We start from the raw sequence: 17005 nt of genomic DNA, 5'->3' as shown, positions 1-17005 counted from the left end.
AGGAAATGCAATGAAAAATAATGAAGTGCAAATGGGAGCTCTATACGCAGGGTTTGCGTACTTTTTATGGGGCATTTTGCCTATATATTGGAAGTTAGTGGATCACGTACAGGCAGATGAAATTTTGGCTAACCGGATTTTTTGGTCATTCTTCTTTATGCTGATTATTCTGCTGGCCTCAAAAAAGTGGAATGCTTTTGCTGCAACACTTAAAGGATTTAAAACAAACAAAAAGCAGCTTTTCGCCCTTGTGATTGCCTCCATTCTAATCAGCACTAACTGGTTTTTATATATTTGGGCGGTCAATACCGATCAGATGATTGAGGCCAGTCTCGGCTATTATATTAATCCTCTCGTAAGTGTGATTCTGGGCATGCTGGTTTTTAAAGAGAAACTATCACCTGCGCAATATGTATCTTTTGGGTTTGCGTTTGCCGGAGTTATGATTTTGACTGTCAGCTATGGGCGGTTCCCCTGGATAGCCATTGTTCTCGCATTATCCTTTGGCCTTTACGGGCTGGCCAAAAAGCTTATAAAAGTTGATTCGGCTATTGGCTTAACGCTGGAAACGTTAGTAGTGACTCCGCTCGCATTTATTTATATGGTGATGCTTTTTATGAATGATAAGCAGGCTTTTCTGCATGTTTCGATAAGCACAGACTTGCTTCTTATTGGGGCAGGCGCAGCCACAGCAGTGCCGCTCTTGTACTTTGCCAAAGGAGCTCAAAAGATACCGATGTCCATGCTTGGCTTTCTGCAGTATATTGCGCCGACAATTACGCTGATTCTGGGAATTTTCGTTTATCATGAGCACTTTACAAAACTTCACATGCTTTCCTTTATGTTTATCTGGCTGGCTTTAACGATTTACTCTGTTTCGAGGACAAAGCTTTTTGCCCATCGGGAAACAAAACTAAAGCGCGGAAAAGGTATTGGCATATAGAAAAAAGAGTTTCGCACAGATATGCGAAACTCTTTTTTCTAGGCTCTTCTCGTATAAATTGTTTTTTTGCCTTTCAATGTTATCCGTTGATTTCCGCTCCAGGCTGCTCAGCGAAACGCGTGGCGGGCGCTAAGCCTCCTCGACGCTGCGCGTCTCCGGGGGGTCACACCTGTCCCGCTGCTCCCGCAGGACGTTGAATATGCTTCCCTGAAAAAACATCGCACGAAGAAAATGCGATAGAGGATCTCGAACCTTCCGCTCCAATCAGCTCAGAAGTTAAATTTAGTACCTGTCTAATAGCAAAAAGCTTTACGAATACATCCTATTATTATAAAAATGTCCTCTTCACTTTTTGCCAAAAGGAGTTGTCCTTCAGTTTAACAGTCTTAATGATATTGCTGCTTAGTTTTATATCAATCTTTTCAACATGCTGAATGCTTAGGGCTTCATTGTCCATTCCCATTGTCGGATGGTCATTGCCATCTTGAACCACTTTGAGGGTCAGCTGCCGGTCTCCGCTCAGAATAAAGGACGATCCAAGTGTACGATAGCGGTTGTTATTCAGTGAAGCTAGTTCGCTCACCTGCATGCATGGCAGCAGCGGATCAACAACTGCTCCATTTACTGACTTATTATAAGCTGTGCTTCCGGTTGGAGTGGCAACAATCATTCCGTCCCCGCGGAAAGTTTCAAAATGAAAGTCATCGATAAAGACATCGATTACAAATGTTTTAATTATGGCAGAACGGATGCTGAATTCATTCAAGCACTGAAAGGATGTCTGGTCATCAACTGTAACATCGATAGTGGGATAGCGTCTTACCTCTACTTGTTCATTTGTCATTGCCTCCACCATCTTGTCTGTATCATCAAGATGGAAATCACAATACAGGCTAAGGCTTCCGGTCGTCGAAATTCCGGCATACAAACAGTCATCTCTATAGCCGGTTTTCCGGACAGCCTGCAAAAACGTACCGTCTCCCCCTATGCTTACAATGATATTGGCTTTTTTGAAGTCATTGACGATCGTAAAGGCATGCTCCTCAGCCAGGCTGTAAAGAGGAGCTACTTTTTCCATCGTTGCTTCATCTTTTTTGTGATAGAAGTATATATTGCGTCTTTCAGGCATATTCATTCCTCCAAGCAGTAAGAAAGTCTTTCCCAAATAATTCAAATTTTGCTATGATTATGGTTGTTGAATTCAGTTTACCTTTTTTTGAAACATTTTTAAAGTTTTATACGTATGAAGAATATGTGGCGAATAGGTTTTCTGGGAATCATAATCTGTCTAACAAGGCGGCTGATTATGTTAGGAGAGGGCATTTTAAAAGGAGGATTTCTTAATGAATGGAAAACGTTGGGCTGCACTGGGTATAGCAGCAGGTTTGTTTGTATTTTCCGTTGTGCTGAATTTCGTGACTGCATTTGCATTTACAGATTTTGAAAGCTCGGTAAATGAACTCTTTGCAGGAGGCAATGAAGCATTTTTGGAAGAAGTCATTGAAGAGGGAAATGCACAGAAAAAGATTGCTGTGCTGGACGTGAATGGAGTGATCCAGGATACGGGTGATGCAGCTTCTTTATTTGCAAGTCCGGGATATAATCACAAAGGGTTTATGGATAATCTTGACTATGTAAAAGAAGACAGTACAGTAAAGGCGATAGTCATTAAGGTTAATTCCCCAGGCGGAGGGGTAGTGGAAAGCGCCGAAATACATGATAAGATTATTGAAATCCAAAAAGAAACAAAGAAGCCGGTATACATATCGATGGGATCAATGGCTGCATCAGGAGGCTATTATATTTCTGCTCCAGCTGACAAGATTTTTGCCAGCCCCGAGACATTGACCGGTTCTCTTGGTGTTATCATGCAGGGCTATAATTATGCGGGGCTTGCTGAAAAATATGGTGTCGAGTTCGTTACGATTAAGAGCGGTCCATATAAAGATATTATGAGCCCTACCAGGGAGATGACGGATGAGGAAAGAAAAATTCTTCAATCCATGATTAATAATTCCTATGAGGGATTTGTTAAAGTTATTTCGGAAGGCCGCGGATTAACTGAGGCACAGGTGAAAGAAGTTGCTGACGGCAGAATTTATGACGGGCGGCAGGCGAAAGAACTGAATCTGATTGATGGTTTTGGCTATGACGATGATGTTATTGAACAATTAAAGAAAGATCATAAATTAAATGGTGCGCAGGTAGTAAAGTATTCTGAGAATTTCGGGTTCGGATCCATGTTCAGCATGGGTGCGCGAAAAATCATGGGTGATGACCTGGAAATGGCAGGCGTGATGAAGTTATTATCACAGCCAAACTCACCGCGTTTAATGTATCTTTATGCTGAATAGGAAGGGGGAGAAAAGATGACTTCAAATGATCCGAATGAAAGAGAGCTTGCCCATCCTGAGTTAAACCAGGTTGAAGGCGGGATCGAGTCAGCCTTTGATGAAGCAGATCCGGCTCGTAAGGAAACGGCCATACAGGCAGAAACCCTCCCCATTCAAAAAGCTTCGGCACCGATCAGGTTTGCTGGTTTCTGGATGAGATTTTGGGCTTATCTTTTAGATTTGGCTGTGGTTGGCAGTGTGGACCGGATATTGATCAATCCAATTTTTAGAGCATTGGATATTCCTTTGCATGAAAGCAATTTGTTTGCACCGATTTCCATAGCAACTGCCATTACGTTCTACGCTTATTTTGTGCTGATGACAAAGTTTTTTGGCCAGACGCTCGGGAAAATGGTATTTGGTTTAAAAGTAGTAGATCTTAAAGGGGAAAAGCTGACATGGGGCACAATTTTGTTCCGTGAATGGATCGGCCGTTTTATATCAGTGAGCATTTTTATCGGCTATGTCATTGTAGCCTTCCTGCCTAAGAAACAGGGACTGCATGATCTTTTTGCAGATACCTCTGTTGTTCATGAAAGGCAAAATGAACAAGTTATTTAAATGAGAAATGGAAGCCTGTCACCGCCTGGTGGCAGGTTTATTTTTGTTCAGTTGGGCATAATACAAAGCTGAAAGGGTGTGAAAAAAAGTGAAGTGGCTCCTGATTGCCGTAATTGCCCTCATACTTCTTTTAATTCTAGTTATGATAACAAAACTAAAAATATATTTTCATTTTTATCATGGAAACGATAATGATCATTTGAAAATCCAAATGAAAGCCTGGTTCGGGCTGATCAGGTACAAAATTGAAGTCCCGCTGATAAAGGTTGATGATAACTCGCCAACGATTGTCGTAAAGGAACAGACGGCTGCAGGGCCACAGGAAAATACTTCTGATAAAGATACTAAGCAATTCTCCGCGACGGATCTTATTAATAGTTTGCATGACACGAAAGCAATGCTTAATCATATCGTGTCTCTCCACAAAATTATACGGAAATTTCTAAAGCATGTAACCATCCGGAATCTTGAATGGCATACTTTTGCAGGCCTTGGGGATGCAGCCCATACGGGGATGATCACCGGGGCTCTCTGGGCAATAAAAGGGAGCATTTTAGGAATAATAAGTCATTATATGAAACTGAAAACGCCTCCCAGAATCACAGTTACTCCCCATTTTCAATTTTCCGTTTCACAAACAGCCATTTCATGTATGATTCATTTTCGGGTCGGGCATGCTATGTTTGCAGGAATTAAACTGATCAAATATTGGAAAGGCAGCCGGGCGGACTTCAGGACAAAGCCGCTTTCTGCCTTATCTGATGATGGGACTAAAACTGTCTAGAAAGAGGAGGAGCAATGAATGTCTGACCATCCTATTCAAGGGCTTATGACAACTGCCATGGAAAATCTGAAAGAGATGATTGATGTTAACACGATAATTGGGGATCCAGTAGAAACCCCCGATGGCAGTGTAATTTTAACCGTTTCAAAAGTTGGCTTTGGGTTTGCAGCAGGAGGAAGCGAATTTATGCTTGATGGACAATCAGGCGAGGAAAAGGGCCACCCGTTTGGCGGGGGGAGCGGAGGCGGTGTCTCCATCACACCAATCGCCTTTTTGATTGTAAATTCTCACGGGGTAAAAATGGTTCATCTTGATGAAAGCACTCATTTGTATGAGAAAATTCTTGACCTTGCCCCGCAGGCAGTCGATAAAATTCAGCAGATGTTTAATAATAAGAAAGAAACCGGCTCCGGCAGCCAGCAAGGCCAGAATCAGCAGGAAAACAGTGATGAGTACAACGGACCTAAACAGGATCTTGATATCTAAGAGGAGAAGGAAGTTAACTTTCCTATGGAGAGTTAACTTTTTTCTTGGAATGTATCCTTAATAATTGCAAAAAAGATTCTGAAAAGATATGATTTACACTGTACATAAGTGATTAAGGAGGACGATTTAAATGGCATCTATTACGTTCAAAGGAAATCCTGTAACATTGCTGGGTAATGAAGTAAAAGCAGGAGATAAAGCTCCTGAATTCAAGGTTCTGGCAAATGACCTTTCTGAAGTTACACTTGCTGATTCAAAAGGACAGGTACGTCTTATCAGTGTAGTTCCTTCTATTGACACGGGCGTTTGTGATGCACAGACACGCCGTTTTAACGAAGAAGCTTCCAAGCTTGATAATGTTAAAATTCTTACTGTAAGCGTAGATCTTCCGTTTGCTCAAAAGCGCTGGTGTGCAGCAGCAGGAATTGAAAATGTTCAAACTGTTTCCGATCACCGCGACCTGTCTTTCGGAGAAGCTTTTGGGGTAGCCATCCAGGAACTTCGTCTATTGGCCCGTGCGGTTTTTGTTGTTGATTCGAACGACACTGTGACATATGCGGAATATGTCAGTGAGGCAACAGATCATCCAAACTATGAAGCAGCAGTGGAAGCAGCTAAACAAGCGAAATAATATAGATAATTGGAAGCTCCGGATTCATTCCGGGGCTTTAATTTTTTTTTTGTTCCTCAGCACGAAACTTGTGAATGAACCAAAAGCCCGTTAAAATAGGAAAAAGAATAAGGACGGGAGGAATATGCTGTGAAAATAACTCCGGTTGAGGATTTATTTACGATTTTAAACGAAACGGCTGTAATTATGCAGGAAGAACTGCATTGTACATACTTAGAAGCTCTTGCTGAAACAGGAGAGAATTTATTTCATGAAAGTATTCTTCAGGATGAGCTCAGTGAATTAACAGTTAAAAGGCTCAGGAAGAGTTATGAAGCCATTGACTTAAGCAGCTGCACAAAAGAAGAAATCAGAAAGTCCTTTCAGCTTGCTATATTAAAAGGCATGAAAGAAAATGTGCAGCCCAATCATCAAATGACTCCTGATGCAGTGGGAATGCTGATGGGGTATCTTGTGGAAAAGTTCATTCAGGATAAAAGCTTCCGCCTGCTTGATCCTGCGGTAGGAACAGGAAATTTATTGACCACTGTTATGAATCACCAAAGCGGTAAAGTAATTGAGGCAAACGGGATTGAAATTGATGACTTATTGATTAAGCTTGCTTATATCAATGCCAATTTACAGGAGCACCCCATTCAATTCTTCAATCAGGATAGTCTTGAACCGCTGTTTATCGAATCTGCTGATGCCGTAGTAAGTGATCTGCCTGTCGGGTATTATCCGAATGATGTCCGTTCGGCCGAGTATAAGCTAAAAGCGGATGAGGGGCATTCCTATTCTCATCACTTATTTATTGAGCAGAGTATGAATCATGTTAGATCAGGCGGCTATTTATTTTTTATCATTCCAAATGGGATGTTCGAAAGTGATCAGGCTCCCAAGCTTCATGAATTTATCAAGGAAAATGCCTACATTCAAGGATTGATACAGCTGCCGCTCACTATGTTCAAAAATGAAAAAGCGGCCAAAAGCATATTCATCCTTCAGAAGAAAGGGGAAGGAGTCACTCCCCCAAAGCAGGCGCTCCTAGTCAACTTGCCAAGCTTATCTAAAACAGCAGAAGCAGAAAAAATTCTCAAGAAAATTGATGTCTGGTTTAAAGAAAGTAAATAAAGTAAACGAAAAGAAGCTGTGCATTTGCCGGCTTCTTTTTAAATGAAAAAATATAAGGAAGTATCAGAAAATATTTAATTTAACATGAAAACGATATCATTGCAAGGTGATTCTTGAAATGTTTTGCATACAGTGTTTAAATGGAAAATTGAGAGATATTAATTGTGGCCGATGCACAAAATAAAGTTGTATTACTTTATATCGCCGTATCACACATTGTTATATAAAAGTATGGGTTTAAAGTGACAGATCAGTCTCTTTGAACATTCTAAAGGAGCGGTAGCTTTATGGCAAAAATCATTGCAATTAACGCCGGCAGTTCTTCATTAAAATTTCAATTATTTGACATGCCGAGTGAAGATGTTATTACGAAAGGCTTAATCGAGCGTATTGGGCTGGATAACGCAGTCTTCAATATTTCTGTAAATGGCGAAAAAATCAAGGAAGTAACAGATATTCCAGATCATGCAGTAGCAGTTAAAATCCTTCTGGACAAATTAACTAATCTGGGGATCATTAAATCGCTTGATGAAATCGAAGGCATTGGCCATCGTGTTGTTCACGGCGGTGAAGCTTTCAATGATTCTGTAGTTATTACGGATGATGTGCTTGCAAAAATAGATGAACTATCTGAGCTTGCACCTCTTCACAACCCGGCTAATATTACAGGAATCAAGGCGTTCCAGCAGGTACTTCCAAATGTCCCTGCAGTGGCAGTATTCGATACTGCGTTCCATCAGACGATGCCTGAAAGCTCTTTCCTATATAGCTTGCCATATGAGTATTATGAGAAATATGGCATTCGCAAGTATGGCTTCCATGGAACCTCACATAAATATGTTTCAGAGCGTGCAGCAGAAATGCTGGGCCGTCCGCTTGACCAGCTTCGCCTCATCTCCTGTCACTTAGGAAATGGAGCAAGCATTACAGCTATTGAAGGCGGAAAGTCAATCGATACATCAATGGGATTCACTCCATTAGCGGGTGTTACAATGGGTACGCGATCAGGCAACCTTGACCCTGCTCTTATTCCATTCATTATGGAAAAGACAGGCTTGAACGCTGATGAAGTACTTGATGTTCTTAATAAAAAGAGCGGTATGCTTGGTGTTTCCGGCTTCTCCAGTGATCTTCGCGACATTGAAATTCAAGCTGTTGAAGGAAATGAAAGAGCAGAATTGGCTCTTGAAGTATTCGCAAACAGAATCCATAAATACATCGGATCCTATGCTTCCCGCATGTATGGCGTAGATGCTATCATTTTCACAGCCGGAATCGGTGAAAACAGTGATGTCATCCGTGAACGCGTTCTTCAGGGACTGGAATTCATGGGCGTTTACTGGGATCCTGCATTAAACAAAGTGCGCGGTGAAGAAGCATTCATCAACTACCCTCATTCACCAGTTAAAGTCATGATTATCCCGACAAATGAGGAAGTTATGATAGCGCGTGATGTTGTGAGATTGGCAAAATAGAATTCATAACAAGGCAAGGGCTTATCGCTCTTGTCTTTTTTTATCGCAGTCTAACGGGCAGTAAGACCCCACTTCTAGACTCAGAGGAATCAAAGGAGGCTAAGCGGGGGTCAAACTGCCCGTAAAGGCCCGATTGGTGAGATACAGTGAAACTTGCCGACGCGCAGGCAGAGGCTTAGTTGAACCAATCGGGTTCGTAGTGTCGATTGATCGAAGCGCTAGCGGAGATCTTTGCGACACTAGAACGCGACTAACAATCAGTAGGGGATAAGGAAAATCCCCACTGATTGAAGTTTCACTTTATCGGATTTATTGCCCATCAGCCGGGAGGAGAATTCCCCATCTTACTTATGCTATACTGAGTCCAAGAAAAAATGTTTTGGGAGGAATTGCGATGCCATTGAACGAACGGGAAGAAAGCGTTTTGGCAGGTATTCAGGAGTGGGAAAACAAGCTGTTGAGTTATGAGCCCAATGATTTGGAAATGGTTTATGATAAATCATTGGAGGGGTCTTTTTCACTGTTGCCAGAAGAAGTTCAGCAGCAATTTTTTTCGGCAATGGATAGCTGGCTGTTTCATCTTCATGCGCTTATTCAGGGTTCACAGCTTCAAATGGATGCGAAAGAGCGAATTTTGACGGCAGGACGTGTATTTCACTCTGATATCGAGACGATCGAAGATCTAAAGCAATTAAATATCGACCAGCTTCAATACATAGCTCAGCAGCAAATTGCCCGGCATCGTCTTTATTCTTTTGCACAGGGCGGCATTGCGGGGTCAGGCAGCTCTCTCATGCTGGGGGCAGATATTCCCGCAATGGCGGTTATTAATCTTCGTGCCGTACAGCTGATTGCCATGACCTATGGTTTTGAGGTTAATACTCCATTCGAAATGATGAGCTCTCTTAAGGTTTTTCACGCAGCCACACTGCCGCCGCGCATGCAGGGCAGTGCTTGGGAAGAATTAATGAACGAGCTGAAGAATCAGGAAGAATTCTATTTTTATGAAGGAAAAGAAGAGTTGACTGATATCACCTGGATTGAGCAGCCAATGAAGCAGCTTTTTAAAGGAATGGCTATTTTCTTTTTCCGCAGAAAATCGATTCAGGGTATTCCTTTTATCAGCATGGCTATTGGAGCAGGGACCAATTACCAGCTGACAAGAAAAGTAACAGAATTTGCCCATAAATATTACCAGATGAGATATCTGCATAGAAAGAATGATCAGCAGTGAAATCAAGGATAGATAGGATCTTTAAGTAAAGGTGGTCCCAAGTGAGTACAGTAGAGCATAAAAAAGAAGCGCCAAAAGAAGTTAGATGCAAAGTGATCACCGTGAGTGATACGAGAGATGAAGAAACGGATAAAAGCGGAAAGCTGATGATTCAGCTGCTTGAAGAGGCAGGGCATATCATTGCTGACTATGAAATCGTCAAGGATGAAAAAACTCTCATTCGACAGGCCGTATTAAAAGGCTGTGAAAACCCCTGGGTTGACGCTGTGCTAACGAATGGAGGCACAGGTATAGCCCTCAGGGACGTAACGATCGAGACGGTTAGAGAATTATTTGATAAAGAAATTGACGGATTCGGCGAATTGTTCAGGATGCTGAGCTACACTGAAGATATTGGGTCTGCGGCCATTCTTTCACGGGCTGCTGCAGGCACAGTGCAAAATAAAGCAGTTTTCTCAACACCAGGGTCATCAGGGGCAGTCCGCCTTGCAATGAATAAGCTGATCCTGCCTGAACTCGGGCATATCGTCAGGGAACTAAGAAAAGATTTATAAGAGGCCAAAAACCTTTCCGCTGCGGAAAGGTTTTTTTATGAATGCATCTTCCCTGAAATATCCTGATTCGTTCGATACCATAGCCACAAATCATTTATAACGGATGCCAGTTCTGAAATTTCACTGTTGAGTCTGCATGATCTTTCAAAATTGCCCTCATCTGACAGCTCAGCCTGTTTCCTGTTAATATCCGCTTCAAGCTCGGCAATGCGGTCAGGAATCCTGCCTCTTATTTTTTCCCATTGAAACAAAATCATCTGCTGTGTTTTTGGTGAATATTCATCCCATTCCCGGTCAAAAGCGGGTATAGGAATGCCAAGACGGCCATTATGTGAAAAATGCTCCTCCATTATGAATCCCCCAAACAATAATCTTGTTTTTATTTTACTATAAAGATGTTTTCGGTGCATGGTTGTTTTAGTATTCAAACGTTTTCTGCAGATACTACTATGGAACTAATATGAAGATAGATGAACTTGGTTCACAAGTACTGATTTAATAGAAAGGCTATGGTATTGGTTTACAGCTTTAATAGATATCGATAGTATATTGACTATTAAGAATATTAAAACAAATAATTGGGGGAGAATATGAAAAGATTTATAGCGCACTTAACAGTATTAGGCCTGGTGGTGGGTTTGCTTTTGCCTTACCCCGCTGCAGCCCTGGGAGAAGAATTGGGCAGAACAGGAAACAGCCCAATAGAGCAAGTATTTAAGCATAAAAAAGCTTTAGAATATCCAACTTTATCAAAATCAAAGAGCCCGGAGGATGCAGGCTTTTCTTCCAAAAAGCTCAAAGAGGTTGATAAGCTGATCGAGGAGGAAATCGAAAATGGTTTTCCAGGAGCGGCTTTAGTCGTTATTAAAGATGGCAAGATTGTTAAAAATTCTGCATATGGTTCAGCCAAAGTCTTTGATGAATCTGATCCTTTAAATCACCCGCAGAAAATGAAAACAAAAACTATGTTTGATTTAGCATCAAATACGAAAATGTATGCCGTTAATTTTTCACTGCAGCATCTTCTCAGTGAAGGAAAGATCAATCTTGAAGAAAAAATTCAGCATTATTTTCCTGAATTTAAAGATTCAGCTGACGATGAGATAAAAGGGAAAGGTGAACTCCGGATCATCGATTTGCTTCATCATACAGCCGGATTTCCTTCGAGCGTCCATTATCATAATCCTGAAAGAGCGGGAGAATTGTATTCCCAGGAACGCAGTAAAACGCTTTCCATGATTCTAAAAACTCCCCTTCAGTATGAACCTGGCACCAAACAGGTTTACAGTGATATTGACTATATGCTGCTGGGATTTATTATTGAAAAAATAACTGGAGAGCAGCTTGACCGTTATACTGAGAATCATATTTATAAGCCTTTAGGGTTAAAGCATACTTTATTTAATCCTCTCCGCAAGGGATTCAAAGAAAAGGATTTCGCTGCAACTGAACTTCACGGCAACACAAGGGATGGCGTTATTTCCTTTCCTAATATCCGGACCTATACCCTCCAGGGAGAGGTTCATGATGAAAAGTCCTTTTATTCAATGGATGGAATATCCGGGCATGCAGGTCTCTTTTCCACGACTTCAGATCTTGCTGTTCTGATGCAGGTGATGCTTAATGATGGGGGCTATGGAAATATAAAATTATTTGATAAACAAACAATTGATAAATTTGTAGAACCTTATGATATGAATCCTACATATGGGTTAGGATGGCGTTTGAACGGAGATTCAAGTATGGAGTGGATGTTCAGCGAGTATGCCGGGAAAGAAGTATTCGGTCATACCGGCTGGACAGGAACAGTAACGGTGATAGACCGCGAAAATAATTTAGCAATCGCTCTCCTGACAAATAAAAAACATTCTCCTGTCATCGATCCATTAAAAGATCCGCATAAGTTTCAAGGTGACACATACAGTATCAGTCAATATGGAAGTGTAATTTCAGCGGTTTATGAAGCTTTAAAACATTAACCTATACTGCAGGCAAAAGCTAAATACAGGGCTTTTGCCTTTTTTTATTGGAAAAATTGTATTTATTTTTATACATTTTTAAGAATAAGTATTGATTTTTAAATAAAAGGTTGTTAAAGTAAGAGAATAATAAATGAATAAAAACATAATTTGAATGTATATTTATACGTATATTCTAAGGAGGAAATATAAATGTCACAAAATAAAGTTGTTCTTGCATACTCAGGCGGTCTGGATACATCAGTTGCGGTTAAATGGCTGCAGGATCAAGGTTATGCTGTTGTTGCCTGCTGCCTTGACGTTGGGGAAGGAAAAGATCTGAACTTTATCCAGAAAAAAGCTTTAACTGTTGGAGCAGTACAATCTTATGTGATTGATGCAAAAGAGGAATTTGCTAATGAATATGCATTAATTGCACTTCAGGCACATGCTTTATATGAAAACAAGTATCCATTGATTTCTGCACTTTCACGCCCGCTGATCGCCAAAAAGCTTGTTGAAGTAGCAGAAAAAGAAGGTGCAGTAGCAGTCGCGCATGGATGTACCGGCAAAGGAAATGACCAGGTTCGTTTTGAAGTGGCAATTCAGGCTCTTAACCCTGATCTTCAGGTCTTAGCTCCGGTTCGTGAATGGAGCTGGTCACGTGAGGAAGAAATTGAATATGCAAAACAAAACAATATACCTATCCCAATTAACCTGGATTCTCCATACAGCATTGATCAAAACTTATGGGGCAGAAGCAATGAGTGCGGAGTTCTGGAAGATCCATGGGCTGCTCCTCCGGAAGATGCATACGATCTTACCGTTTCTCTTGAAAAAGCTCCTGATACACCTGATACGGTTGAAATCGGTTTTGAAAAGGGTGTGCCAGTCAGCTTGAATGGCAATAGCATGAAGCTTTCCGAACTTATTGCCGACCTGAATGAGCTCGCAGGCAAGCATGGGGTTGGGCGTATCGACCATGTGGAAAATCGCCTTGTCGGCATCAAATCCCGTGAAGTATACGAGTGCCCGGGTGCGATGACACTTCTGAAAGCCCATAAAGAGCTTGAGGACTTAACAATGGTTAAAGAAATGGCCCACTTTAAACCGGTTATTGAGAAAAAAGTGGCTGAACTTATATATGAAGGATTGTGGTTCTCTCAGCTTAACAATGCGTTAACGGCTTTCCTGAAAGAAACACAAACATTTGTAACAGGAACAGTCAGAGTAAAGCTCTTTAAAGGCCATGCAATTGTTGAAGGAAGAAAATCTCCTTATTCCCTATACGACGAAAATTTAGCAACATATACTTCAGATGATGAATTTGATCATAATGCGGCAGTTGGCTTTATTAAACTATGGGGGCTGCCGACAAAAGTGCAGAGCATTGTTCAAAACAGCAAGAAGGTGACAGTGTGAAAAAGCTATGGGGAGGCAGATTCACAAAATCTGCTGAAGAATGGGTAGATGAATTCGGAGCATCAATTTCTTTTGACCAGGAATTGGTTATGGAAGATATCGAAGGAAGCATGGCCCATGTTTCCATGCTTTCTAAAACAGGAATTATTACTGAGAAAGAAGCAGAAAAAATCAAAACAGGCCTTCAGCAGCTAAAAGAGAAAGCAGCCAAGGATGGACTGGATTACTCAGTAAAGCTAGAAGATATTCATTTAAATCTCGAGAGCCATTTGACTGAACTGACGGGACCTGTCGGCGGCAAACTTCATACAGCAAGAAGCCGAAATGACCAGGTGGCAACAGACATGCATTTATATCTCCGCAAGCAGGTGGAGCAAATTGTTGAATTGATTCAGGAAATGCAAGAAGAGTTAATCATCCAGGCTGAAAAGAATGTGGAAACCATCATGCCGGGCTATACTCATCTGCAGCGGGCACAGCCGATCTCTTTTGGCCACCATCTGATGGCTTATTTCTGGATGCTTGAGAGGGACAAAGAGCGCTTCACTGAAAGTCTAAAGAGAATTAACGTATCACCTCTTGGAGCTGGTGCGCTGGCTGGCACGACTTTCCCGATTGATCGTGAATATACGGCTGAGCTTCTCGGATTTGAAGGCATTTATGAGAACAGCCTGGATGCTGTCAGCGACAGAGACTTTATTTTGGAGTTCTTATCTTCAAGCTCCATCCTGATGATGCATCTGTCACGTTTAAGTGAAGAATTCATCCTTTGGTCAAGCCAGGAATTTCAATTCATTGAACTCGATGACAGCTTTGCAACAGGCTCAAGCATCATGCCTCAGAAGAAGAACCCCGACATGGCGGAGCTCATCCGCGGTAAAACGGGACGTGTCTACGGAAACCTCATGGGTCTCTTGACAGTATTGAAAGGTCTGCCCCTTGCCTATAACAAAGATATGCAGGAAGATAAGGAAGGGATGTTTGATACTGTAAAGACAGTCACAGGTTCCCTTAAAATCTTTGCCGGGATGATCCGCACCATGAAGGTTAAAACCGGGCAGATGGAAAAAGCGACTAAAAATGATTTTTCCAATGCTACTGAACTGGCGGATTATCTGTCTGATAAAGGCATTCCATTCAGAGAAGCACATGAGATTGTCGGGAAGCTGGTCCTTGTCTGTGTACAAAAGGGATGCTTCCTTGGAGATTTGCCGCTTGATGATTTCAAGAGTGCCCATCCATTGTTCGAAGAAGATATTTATGAAGTGCTGGATCCATATACAGCTGTCAAAAGAAGAAATAGTGCAGGCGGAACAGGATTCAAACAAGTATGCATCGCGATTGAAAAAGCGAAGGAATACGTCGTCAGCACTAAAGAGTTTGCCAATAAGTAATGTAAAAATGGCGCTGCAGCAGGCAGCGCCATTTTTTCTATTCTTCTTCTTTATCCGTTCTGACTACGAGGACATCACAGCGGGCATAGCGGGTGATATGTTCAGATACACTGCCGATGATGAAACGTTCAACCGCGTTCATGCCTGTTGCCCCGCAAATGATCAGGTCAACATTGTGCTTTCTGGCAATATCCTTTGGAACCTTCACTTTAGGAGAACCATAGTCAACTTCATATGTTACATTCTCGATGCCTGCATCCATAGCCGTTCTTTTGTATTTTTCCATTAATTCTGTTGCGAAACGGTCAGCCCTTTCAGCTATGGTACGGTCATAGGCTTCAACAGTGGCAAACGTGCGGGTATCAATGATATGTGCCAATACCAGAGAAGCGTTATTGCGCTTGGCAATTTCGATTGCCTTTTTAAAAGCCCATTCTGCTTCAGTTGAACCATCTACAGCGACTAATATGTTTTTATACTTCATGCCCATTTGAATCTCCTCCTTTACCTATATTATACATCTATAAAAATTGAATATCTGTAACAGAAAATCGAACAATAATAAGGCTGATAAAAATTTTATGAAAAGGAGCAGATGAAGATGGAAAAGAGGGAACCACAAGCAGGATCCGCATATTTCTTTGATGAGCAGGGTACTAATGAAGTTAGCGCACAAATCATGAATGCTTATAACAGCGGGGTTATTGATCAGCCAAATGCCGAGTTTGACATGGAAGCTCACGAACGGAATGAAGGCGATCTGCAATAAGAAAAGCAAGCTCTCATAAATAAATGAGGGCTTTTTATATGCGGGTTGGGAGGGAAAAATAGGCGAAGGAAATGTTTACTTTTCCCTAAAATAGCCATATAAAGTTAATAGCGGTATCACTAAAAATACGGAGGTATGCAGAATGCGTATCGGAGTTCCAAAGGAAATAAAAAACAATGAAAACAGGGTTGCCATGACTCCTGCCGGTATTATGAATCTTATCCAATTTGGCCATGAAGTCTATATAGAAACGGGTGCCGGGATTGGATCGGGCTTTACAGACAGCGACTATATGAGTGCAGGCGCACATATTGTTCAGACTGCGGAAGAGGCATGGGCCATGGAAATGGTCATGAAGGTGAAGGAGCCGATACAGAGCGAATATGTGTATTTTCGGGAAGGGTTAATTCTCTTTACATATTTGCATTTGGCTGCTGAACCTGAATTGACTAATGCTTTAATAAATAAAAAGGTTGCAGGCATTGCCTATGAAACTGTCCAGCTTTCCAACCGGACTTTGCCTCTATTAACTCCAATGAGTGAAGTAGCGGGAAGAATGGCAGCTCAGGTAGGCGCACAGTTCCTTGAAAAAAAACATGGCGGGAAAGGAATTCTCCTATCGGGGGTCCCCGGTGTACAGCGTGGGAAAGTTACTATAATCGGCGGCGGTGTAGCTGGAACCAATGCGGCAAAGATGGCAATTGGTCTTGGTGCCAAGGTGACTATGATCGATTTGAATCCAGATCGCCTTCGGCAGCTTGATGATATCTTTGGAAGAGAAGTAACTACTTTAATCTCAAATCCTTATAATATCGCTGAAGCTGTTAAGGATTCAGACCTCGTCATTGGAGCTGTACTGATTCCGGGTGCTAAAGCTCCTAAGCTTGTGACGGAGGAAATGATCAAAACGATGAGCCCGGGTTCTGTTATCGTGGATATCGCCATTGATCAGGGAGGGATTTTTGAAACAACTGATCGAATTACTACCCATGACCATCCCACATATGAAAAACATGGCGTCGTTCATTATGCGGTAGCTAATATGCCTGGGGCAGTTCCGAGAACATCAACTATTGCACTGACAAACGTGACGGTTCCTTATGCAGTTCAAATAGCAAATAAAGGCTACAAACAGGCTTGTCTGGATAATGAGGCTTTATTAAAGGGAGTCAATACATTAAATGGCTACGTGACATACAAGGCGGTAGCTGAGGCCCATAGCCTTGACTATTCAGATGCGAGAACACAATTGGAGCAGCAATAAGCTGAAGGCGCACGCTTATCTGCG

The 17005-nt window shown here is 41.8% G+C and carries 18 protein-coding genes; 15 read left to right on the top strand and 3 right to left on the bottom strand.

Features of this window, described 5'->3' with window-relative positions:
* Nucleotides 1-10: 10 nt before the first annotated feature.
* Nucleotides 11-943, top strand: a complete 933-nt coding sequence (gene rarD / locus NAF01_RS20115) for an EamA family transporter RarD (RefSeq protein WP_048009303.1) — start codon at nucleotides 11-13, stop codon at nucleotides 941-943.
* A gap of 328 nt (nucleotides 944-1271) precedes the next feature.
* Here rarD and NAF01_RS20110 read toward each other — a convergent pair whose 3' ends face one another.
* Nucleotides 1272-2072 carry an NAD kinase gene (locus tag NAF01_RS20110; protein WP_197213116.1) on the bottom strand — a complete coding sequence of 267 codons (801 nt, stop codon included), beginning with the start codon at nucleotides 2070-2072 and terminating at the stop codon, nucleotides 1272-1274.
* A 214-nt stretch (nucleotides 2073-2286) separates the two neighbouring features.
* Here NAF01_RS20110 and sppA point away from each other — a divergent pair, with 214 nt between their 5' ends.
* The 9 genes from sppA (at nucleotide 2287) to NAF01_RS20065 (ending at nucleotide 10174) form a co-directional block, all read left to right on the top strand.
* Entirely contained in the window at nucleotides 2287-3297 is a 1011-nt protein-coding gene (sppA, locus tag NAF01_RS20105) for a signal peptide peptidase SppA (RefSeq protein ID WP_197248365.1), read from the top strand.
* 15 nt (nucleotides 3298-3312) lie between these two features.
* Complete coding sequence (locus NAF01_RS20100) at nucleotides 3313-3897, top strand: RDD family protein (RefSeq protein ID WP_250801022.1); 585 nt, start codon at nucleotides 3313-3315, stop codon at nucleotides 3895-3897.
* Between the two features lie 88 nt (nucleotides 3898-3985).
* Complete coding sequence (locus NAF01_RS20095; RefSeq protein WP_197213120.1) at nucleotides 3986-4681, top strand: DUF2953 domain-containing protein; 696 nt, start codon at nucleotides 3986-3988, stop codon at nucleotides 4679-4681.
* A gap of 18 nt (nucleotides 4682-4699) precedes the next feature.
* A complete protein-coding gene (ytfJ, locus tag NAF01_RS20090; RefSeq protein WP_197213125.1) occupies nucleotides 4700-5167 on the top strand; it encodes a GerW family sporulation protein in 468 nt (155 codons plus the stop codon).
* A gap of 130 nt (nucleotides 5168-5297) precedes the next feature.
* Nucleotides 5298-5798 carry a thiol peroxidase gene (gene tpx / locus NAF01_RS20085; RefSeq protein WP_035330317.1) on the top strand — a complete coding sequence of 167 codons (501 nt, stop codon included), beginning with the start codon at nucleotides 5298-5300 and terminating at the stop codon, nucleotides 5796-5798.
* Between the two features lie 129 nt (nucleotides 5799-5927).
* Complete coding sequence (locus NAF01_RS20080; RefSeq protein WP_048009296.1) at nucleotides 5928-6911, top strand: class I SAM-dependent methyltransferase; 984 nt, start codon at nucleotides 5928-5930, stop codon at nucleotides 6909-6911.
* Between the two features lie 287 nt (nucleotides 6912-7198).
* Nucleotides 7199-8386 (top strand): acetate kinase, encoded by a 1188-nt coding sequence (locus NAF01_RS20075; RefSeq protein WP_048009295.1) that lies wholly within the window; start codon nucleotides 7199-7201, stop codon nucleotides 8384-8386.
* A gap of 394 nt (nucleotides 8387-8780) precedes the next feature.
* Nucleotides 8781-9620 (top strand): EcsC family protein, encoded by an 840-nt coding sequence (locus tag NAF01_RS20070; protein WP_048008345.1) that lies wholly within the window; start codon nucleotides 8781-8783, stop codon nucleotides 9618-9620.
* A gap of 41 nt (nucleotides 9621-9661) precedes the next feature.
* Nucleotides 9662-10174 carry a MogA/MoaB family molybdenum cofactor biosynthesis protein gene (locus NAF01_RS20065; RefSeq protein ID WP_197213126.1) on the top strand — a complete coding sequence of 171 codons (513 nt, stop codon included), beginning with the start codon at nucleotides 9662-9664 and terminating at the stop codon, nucleotides 10172-10174.
* 35 nt (nucleotides 10175-10209) lie between these two features.
* Here the strand turns inward: NAF01_RS20065 and NAF01_RS20060 are convergent, their stop codons facing one another.
* Nucleotides 10210-10524, bottom strand: coding sequence for a hypothetical protein (locus tag NAF01_RS20060; protein ID WP_048008347.1), 315 nt, complete (start codon nucleotides 10522-10524; stop codon nucleotides 10210-10212).
* Nucleotides 10525-10764: 240 nt separating this feature from the next.
* Between NAF01_RS20060 and pbp4b the strand changes: the two genes are divergently transcribed.
* The 3 genes from pbp4b to argH all read left to right on the top strand — a co-directional run bounded on the left by pbp4b (nucleotide 10765) and on the right by argH (nucleotide 14948).
* A complete protein-coding gene (gene pbp4b, locus NAF01_RS20055) occupies nucleotides 10765-12153 on the top strand; it encodes a penicillin binding protein PBP4B (protein ID WP_250801021.1) in 1389 nt (462 codons plus the stop codon).
* A 192-nt stretch (nucleotides 12154-12345) separates the two neighbouring features.
* Nucleotides 12346-13554 (top strand): argininosuccinate synthase, encoded by a 1209-nt coding sequence (locus tag NAF01_RS20050; RefSeq protein ID WP_197213128.1) that lies wholly within the window; start codon nucleotides 12346-12348, stop codon nucleotides 13552-13554.
* Entirely contained in the window at nucleotides 13551-14948 is a 1398-nt protein-coding gene (argH, locus tag NAF01_RS20045; RefSeq protein WP_250801020.1) for an argininosuccinate lyase, read from the top strand. Before NAF01_RS20050 ends, argH begins: the two co-directional genes overlap by 4 nt.
* Before the next feature lie 37 nt (nucleotides 14949-14985).
* On the opposite strand, the gene NAF01_RS20040 is transcribed toward argH, so the two are convergent.
* Complete coding sequence (locus NAF01_RS20040) at nucleotides 14986-15438, bottom strand: universal stress protein (protein ID WP_048008351.1); 453 nt, start codon at nucleotides 15436-15438, stop codon at nucleotides 14986-14988.
* Between the two features lie 111 nt (nucleotides 15439-15549).
* On the opposite strand from NAF01_RS20040, the gene NAF01_RS20035 reads away from it, so the two are divergent.
* Nucleotides 15550-15717, top strand: a complete 168-nt coding sequence (locus NAF01_RS20035) for a hypothetical protein (RefSeq protein WP_197087582.1) — start codon at nucleotides 15550-15552, stop codon at nucleotides 15715-15717.
* 142 nt (nucleotides 15718-15859) lie between these two features.
* Nucleotides 15860-16981 (top strand): alanine dehydrogenase, encoded by a 1122-nt coding sequence (gene ald / locus NAF01_RS20030; protein ID WP_250801019.1) that lies wholly within the window; start codon nucleotides 15860-15862, stop codon nucleotides 16979-16981.
* The last annotated feature ends 24 nt before the right edge of the window (nucleotides 16982-17005 follow it).

This window comes from Cytobacillus firmus (assembly GCF_023657595.1).
Lineage (GTDB): Bacteria > Bacillota > Bacilli > Bacillales > Cytobacillaceae > Cytobacillus > Cytobacillus firmus_B.
The sequence above is the reverse complement of the archived record's forward strand: the minus strand, read 5'-3'. Positions and strand labels throughout refer to the sequence as shown.